Source organism: Microcoleus sp. AR_TQ3_B6, assembly GCF_036702785.1.
GTDB lineage: Bacteria > Cyanobacteriota > Cyanobacteriia > Cyanobacteriales > Microcoleaceae > Microcoleus.
On record NZ_JAUBVJ010000052.1, the window covers coordinates 40395 to 47066 of the forward strand.

Genomic DNA, 6672 nt, shown 5'->3' on the forward strand with positions numbered 1-6672 from the left:
TTGGTAGTTGGTAATTGGTAATTTGTTATACAGCCTGATACCAAATCCCGCTTTAATGCTGCCTTCATTCTTTAGTCCCCCTCGGCTCGGACGAAAGTTTGTGTAGTGAGGGTTTCAAGGGCAAAATCTTATATTTATACCAATTCTTAAAAGTCGCCGAGACCAGCCCCGGAAACGGCCAAGCCTAAATCCCTACTGATAATCGCGTACAATCTATATGTCTCCCTAATTTTTAGAATTGGTATAATATCGTTTCCGGTTGCATGGGCAGGAGCGATTCAAGGTCAATAATTCCACATTCTCCCACGGACTATCCCGAACGGTGTAACCGGAATTGGTATAAGTCGTGGAGATAAAAAAGCTTAGACTTTAGTTCAAGCTCCCAGTAAAATCTGTGAAGTCAATCTAAAATCTAAAATCTAAACTCTCACATCTCAAATCTATTGACCGCTGATTTCGTAAACGATCGCGCCCAAAGATGCCAAACTAGCTAGAATGAGCATCCCGGCCGGCATGAATTTGCGAGTTTTTACAAGCCGTAAAATAAAGACTATTACCAAAACAGCGGAGATGACTGCTGCTAATGTTAAACCCCAACTTTGTCCCATGAGTTGTGCGATGCCGGCAAAAATTAGCAGCGAACCGCTAAGGAGGCCCGAAATTAGCGAGGCTTGGCTTTTGGCCTTGATATAACCCATGATGCCGCCAACGAGTGTTAAAATGCCGTAGCCGATCGCCGCTGCTGTACCTAAATTCATTTTTAATCCTCCAGATTTCACTGTTTGCATCTAAATTTATACAGCGCGGGCTGCAATTAGTGTCACGAATTGTTAGAAAATTTATTAAACCCAGTCAGGATATCTAACTGTTATACAATTGCCATTATGTCAGCCCTAACTTCTGGTGCGATCGCCCAAATCCGTTACCTGCAGCGCCAAGCAGCATCCCTGCTGCTGTATCAATCGGTTTTCAACACCCCTGCCGGTCAAGCCTTTCTCGACTTGCTGCAAGCTCTCCACCACAGCGAAGTCAGCGGTTTAGACTGTCTGACAGCTTACGGCAACTGGTTCAAAGTTCAGGCGGCTTTAAATCAGAACTGGAAAGATTCTCTGATTGCCGAAATTCTCAAAAACGAAAACCCCTTTTCTCGCCGAGCACAGCAAACAGATTTTGGGAGTTTGCCGAAGGCTTTGGTGGAAGCAGCGCGACATGATTTACAACTGCTGCAAAATATTTACGACTGCAGCAGCGATCAGTTGAGCAAGTGGGTGCGGGTAGCGGGTCAACTTGACGCTGTGCCTCCGATTTGGCATTCAGAAAGTGTCACAGAAAATGGCGATTTGCCGCTGCACGGAAAACTGGAAAAATGGTCGAGCGCTACGGAATCTTTGGCCGCTTATTACCGACAGTTTGGCACGGGTTTGTTTGCAGAATATCGCGCTTTTGCGTGGCGGAAAGGGCAGTTTGCGAGTATTTCCCATCCCGATCCGATAACTTTAAAAGAGTTGGTTTGCTGCGATTGGCAGCGGGATGCTCTTGTGAAAAATACGGAGTTTTTGCTGGCAGGTTATCCGGCTTTGCACGTTTTGCTGTACGGGAGCCGCGGTTCGGGCAAATCTTCTTTGGTGAAGTCGCTGTTAAATGAATTTGGCTCTCGCAATCTGCGCTTGATTGAAGTCTCTAAATCCGATTTGCAAGATTTGCCGCTAATAGTTGAGCAGTTGCGGGGAGTTCCTCAAAAGTTTATTATTTTTGTGGACGACCTTTCCTTTGAGGAAGATGACGATGCTTTTAAAGCTCTGAAAGTTGTCTTGGAGGGGAATGTAACGGCAAGGTCTCAAAATGTAGCGGTTTACGCCACATCCAACAGGCGACATTTAATCCGAGAGTTTTTTGACGACAGGCCTCGCCCCCGCGACGGGGATGAAGTTCACGCTTGGGATACTGTGCAGGAAAAACTTTCATTTAGCGATCGATTTGGCTTGACTTTAACTTTTGAACCTGCCGATCAAAACACTTATTTAACAATTGTCCGACATCTGGCAGAACTTGCTGGAATCAAACTCCCTCCTGAGGATTTGGAGCACCGCGCTAAAGAATGGGCAACTCGCCGCAACGGTCGATCGGGCAGGACGGCGCGGCAGTTTGTTGATTTCCTGAAAGCAGATTTAGCCATTTTTGACAAGTAGCTCGTCTGCGCTGGGAGGGCGGGTTTTACCTGACCTATGGGAAGGCAATTCAGGATCGGAATAAACCCGCCATTGCAGCGCCAAAGGGCGAAATAAAAATTCTTAATTTTTTCATAATTTTATTGAGTATAAATAACTAACAAGATTTGATATAATTATCAAAATTCCCAAAAAAATCTCCAGAGCCAGAACCCATCCTGACTCTATAAATCCACCACTAAATGAGGAAAATATCATGGGTTTATTTGATAAAGTATCGCAGACTCGCCAAGAAACGGACGTAAGGTTAGGGCCTGCCGAAGCATTTGCGGCGATCGCGCTAATTGCCGTAGCAGCCGACGGTTACATCAATGACAGCGAAAGTAAAGCGATTAGCATGACGCTATCTCGGATGCAACTGTTCCGCAGCTATCCGGATGACGTGATGAGAAAAATGCTCGATCGCCTGCTGATGATTCTCCAACGGCAAGGAGTTCAGGTACTGTTTAATGCGGCTTTGGAAACCCTTCCCGACGAACTTAAAGAAACTGTTTTTGCTGTGACAACTGATATCGCTTTAGCAGATGGCGAGGTTTCAGAAGAAGAAGAAGAACTTTTGAACGATCTTTACGGTGCATTGGGGATTTCCGAAGAAGTGGCCCTCAATATTATAGACGTGATGTTGATTAAGAACAAAGGTTAAGAAATAAGGGGAAGGAGTGAGGAGGGCAAGTTTTACAATATAAAAAATTAGCGCCTACTTACTTAGCTGATAACTTCCCCCAAAGTGCGGCTTTACCGATAAAATGGTTGGTAAAATTCCGAGCCAATTTGCGTGAAGCGCAGCTATCCCGCAGGGAATCGCCCGCTACTACCTCAAATGCCTTTCGCTTACACCCGCACTGTTCACTTTCAAGATACCGATGCTGCTGGAGTCGTTTACTTTGCTAACGTTTTAGCGATGTGCCACGAAGCTTACGAGGCATCTCTAGCAGCATCGGGAATCAATCTCAAAGCATTTTTCAGCAATCCCGAGGTTGCCTTTCCCATAATTCATGCTAGTGTAGATTTTTATCGCCCCATGTTTGCCGGCGATCGGCTGATGATTCAATTGACGCCGAAACAAGTTACTGGCGATGAATTTGAAATTGCCTATCAAGTCTTTTTGGCGGGGGAACTGGCAGGAAGAAGCGCTGCTAAAGCTCTGACCAAGCACGTCTGCATCGATACAGTGACGCGAACTAGAAAACAGCTATCTGAAGACTTGATGCAGTGGATGAGAAAACTTGAAATCTGAAATTTGAGAGTTGAGATTATTTCTATCTTTAAATAATAACAGGGAATGACAATCAAATTTCAGTTGTGTTGATAATTATTTCTAACTTTTTGATATTATGTCAAATCGCAATTATGCCATTGTCGGCACGGGAGCTTTAGGCGGATTCTACGGTGCTAGACTGCAACAAGCAGGTTTAGAAGTCAATTTTTTGCTGCGCAGCGATTACGATCGCGTCAAAAAACACGGTTTGATTGTCGAGTCTCCCGAAGGCGACTTCACCCTTCCCCACGTCCGCGCCTACCACGACGCGCACAAAATGCCTCAGTGCGATGTAGTAATTGTAGCGCTGAAAACAACTCAAAATCACTTGTTGCCCAAAATTTTGCCTCCTTTATTAAAGGATAACGGCGCGGTTTTAATAATGCAAAACGGATTGAATACGGAACCGGAAGTAGCTAAAATTGTCGGTGCAGAACGAGTGGTGGGCGGGCTGTGTTTTCTCTGTTCTTATAAAGTTGGGCCCGGCCACATCTGCCACCTAGATTACGGCACTATCACGCTGGGAGAATATGCCCAAGACTACAAACCCATCGGTATTACTAACAGATTGCAGCTAATTGCTGAGGATTTTAAACGTGCTCATATTCCTATTAAAATGAGCGAAGATTTGCTACTGTCAAGGTGGAAAAAGCTGGTATGGAATATTCCTTATAACGGACTGTCTGTAGTGTTGGATGCGAGAACTGACCAACTTATGGCTAATCCCGATACTCTGATTTTAGTCGAGGAAATCATGGCGGAAGTGTTAGCGGGAGCCAAAAGTTGCGATCGCCTTATTCCCGATGACTTTATCCCACAGATGCTCGAACATACTCTGAAAATGAAGCCTTACCGCACGAGCATGAAAATCGATTATGATGAATCGCGGCCCCTGGAAGTTGAGGCGATTTTTGGTAATCCGATACGGATGGCGCAGCAAGCAGGTATTAAGTTGCCGCAAATAGAGGTACTTTACCGAATGTTGAAGTTTGTGGACGTTCACAGACAAGAAGCTGAGAGGACGAGAAGGCTGTTAGCTTTGCAGTAATTGGGCATTGGCCAAACAGGGCATTGGCCAAACAGGGCATTGGGCGGGGCGGGTTTGTGAGATTTCTCACTCGTGTTGTAGATATTGGTGAACCCGCCCCTACAGGAATTACTGTCAAATCCGGTTAATACAGCGGTTCTCAAAAAAGTGAGGTATGCCCTATGCCCTATGCCCTATGCCCTATGCCCTATGCCCTATGCCCTAGAGCACCTCATGTTACGCTCGAAAGGCTATACTATCGATTCACCGACGATGAGACATCGCAATTTCTTGCAATTGTTCGCGATTGACTTTGCCTTGAGAATTGCGGGGCAAGTGTTCGACGATAACCCAAGATTTCGGCCGCTTAAACTTGCTCAACTTATCTTCTATTGCCGCTTGCAGATTTTTGACAGTAACTTCGGAATTAGCGGGAACGTAGATAGCCGTAACGACTTGACCCCAATCTTTGTCTGGCACGCCAATTACAGCAATATCCGCAACTAAATTAGTCGATCGCACAACCGCTTCGACTTCCGCCGGAAATACATTTTCTCCGCCTGTTATAATTTTGTCGCTGCTGCGTCCGACGATATTTAAGCAGTTATTTTTATCGAAAAATCCCAAATCATCTAATTGCAAATATTGCCCCTCGCTAAATTTTTCAGGATAATAACCCAACGCCAAAGATTTAGCATTAATCGCAATATTTCCGACTTCATTATAGCACAAAATATCGCCTTTGGCACTGCGAATAGTTATTTGAGCATGGGGTAAAGTTTGACCGGAACTGTTATTGCCCGCGAGAAAATCTTCTGGTTTGAGTGTAGCAATTTGCGAGGCGGTTTCTGTCATGCCGTAACTGGGCGCTAATTTGATTTGATAGCTTCTAGCTGTTTCTAAAAGTTCCGGCCAAGCGGGAGCACCGCCCAAAAGTACAGCCCGAAACCGTGCAAGCCAATTAGCTGTATCTGGGTTTTGCAGCAGCCGTTGCAGTTGAGTGGGAACTAAAGAAATGAAAAATTCTTCTGGTTCGATATCGCATTTTTCGCCTGCTTCCAGTGCTTTGAAAGACCCAATTGCCAGTTTTCCTGCCGTCGTAAACGAACGCATGAATTGCATTAAACCGCTGACGTGGTATAATGGCAAAACGCAGAAAGAGTTGATTTTGTCAACTTGAAAATATTGTTGAAAACCTTGTACTGATGCGGTTAGTGTGTCCCAAGTGTGGATGGCAAAACGGATTTTTCCTGAAGAACCGCCGGTGGGAATCACGATCGCACTTAATTGGTCAATTTCCCGGGATTCCGGCGAAGGGAATTCCCTAGCAACGCGATCGCACGAACGAAGTCCGGCGGCGCGGAATGTAAGGAAGGGGAATTTTTGTTCTAACTCAGCAACTTGTCCCAAAATTAAGTCTGGTTGGACTAAATCAAAGACTTGTTGCCATTCTGGTTTTACCCAGTTGGGATTGCAGAGAAAAATCGGGCATTTGGCGGCGCGGGCGGCGGTGAAACTGGCCAGAAATTGCACGGGTTCGGGTTCGGCGAGGCAAATTTTTGGGGGTGTTTCTCGTGCTTGATTTTGGGTGATTTCTTGAAATAGCCGATCGACAATTCGGGAAAATTCGCGACTGTCACAACCGATGAGCCAATTATCGGGCAAGCGATTCGCGATATCCAGAATATTTACTGTTAAATTTGTTGCCATAGATGCTTTCATCAACTTTCTCGATTTAAAACAATTACAGTCGTGGACGCACTTTGACTCATAAATCGGTTTTTTTACCTTGGGTGCCCGCTGCAATCTTTGTATTTTCGCCCATCAACCCGGTTGCTGATCCCCCAGGAGTAATCTAAAATCTAAAATCTAAAATCTAAAATCGAATGAGCCAATTATCGGGCAAGCGAGCCGCAATATCCCGAATATTTACTGTTAAATTTGTTGCCATAGATGCTTTCACCAAGTTTCTCGATTTAAAACAATTACAGTCGTGGACGCACTTCGACTCATAAACCGGGTTTTTTACCTTGGGTGCCGGCTGCAACCTTTGTATTTTCGCCCATCAACCCGGTTTCTGAGCCCCCAGGAGTAATCTAAAATCTAAAATCTAAAATCTAAAATCGAATGAGCCAATTATCGGGCAAGCGAGCCGCAAT

At 45.2% G+C, this 6672-nt stretch carries 7 protein-coding genes; 5 read left to right on the forward strand and 2 right to left on the reverse strand.

The window, feature by feature from the left end; translation table 11 throughout:
* Nucleotides 1–440 precede the first annotated feature (440 nt).
* A complete protein-coding gene (locus tag QUB56_RS22710) occupies nt 441–758 on the reverse strand; it encodes a TMEM14 family protein (RefSeq protein WP_332958330.1) in 318 nt (105 codons plus the stop codon).
* Between the two features lie 126 nt (nt 759–884).
* On the opposite strand from QUB56_RS22710, the gene QUB56_RS22715 reads away from it, so the two are divergent.
* The 4 genes from QUB56_RS22715 to QUB56_RS22730 all read left to right on the forward strand — a co-directional run bounded on the left by QUB56_RS22715 (nt 885) and on the right by QUB56_RS22730 (nt 4534).
* The gene (locus QUB56_RS22715) at nt 885–2189 is read left to right on the forward strand and encodes an ATP-binding protein (protein WP_332958331.1); all 1305 of its coding nucleotides are present in this window, start codon (nt 885–887) and stop codon (nt 2187–2189) included.
* Between the two features lie 235 nt (nt 2190–2424).
* Nucleotides 2425–2871, forward strand: a complete 447-nt coding sequence (locus QUB56_RS22720) for a tellurite resistance TerB family protein (protein WP_332958332.1) — start codon at nt 2425–2427, stop codon at nt 2869–2871.
* A 177-nt stretch (nt 2872–3048) separates the two neighbouring features.
* Nucleotides 3049–3465 (forward strand): thioesterase family protein, encoded by a 417-nt coding sequence (locus QUB56_RS22725; RefSeq protein WP_332958347.1) that lies wholly within the window; start codon nt 3049–3051, stop codon nt 3463–3465.
* A gap of 97 nt (nt 3466–3562) precedes the next feature.
* Nucleotides 3563–4534 (forward strand): putative 2-dehydropantoate 2-reductase, encoded by a 972-nt coding sequence (locus QUB56_RS22730; protein WP_332958334.1) that lies wholly within the window; start codon nt 3563–3565, stop codon nt 4532–4534.
* 243 nt (nt 4535–4777) lie between these two features.
* Here the strand turns inward: QUB56_RS22730 and QUB56_RS22735 are convergent, their stop codons facing one another.
* Nucleotides 4778–6223 (reverse strand): 2-succinylbenzoate--CoA ligase, encoded by a 1446-nt coding sequence (locus tag QUB56_RS22735; RefSeq protein WP_332958348.1) that lies wholly within the window; start codon nt 6221–6223, stop codon nt 4778–4780.
* 176 nt (nt 6224–6399) lie between these two features.
* Here QUB56_RS22735 and QUB56_RS22740 point away from each other — a divergent pair, with 176 nt between their 5' ends.
* Nucleotides 6400–6528 carry a hypothetical protein gene (locus QUB56_RS22740; RefSeq protein ID WP_332958335.1) on the forward strand — a complete coding sequence of 43 codons (129 nt, stop codon included), beginning with the start codon at nt 6400–6402 and terminating at the stop codon, nt 6526–6528.
* Nucleotides 6529–6672 lie beyond the last annotated feature (144 nt).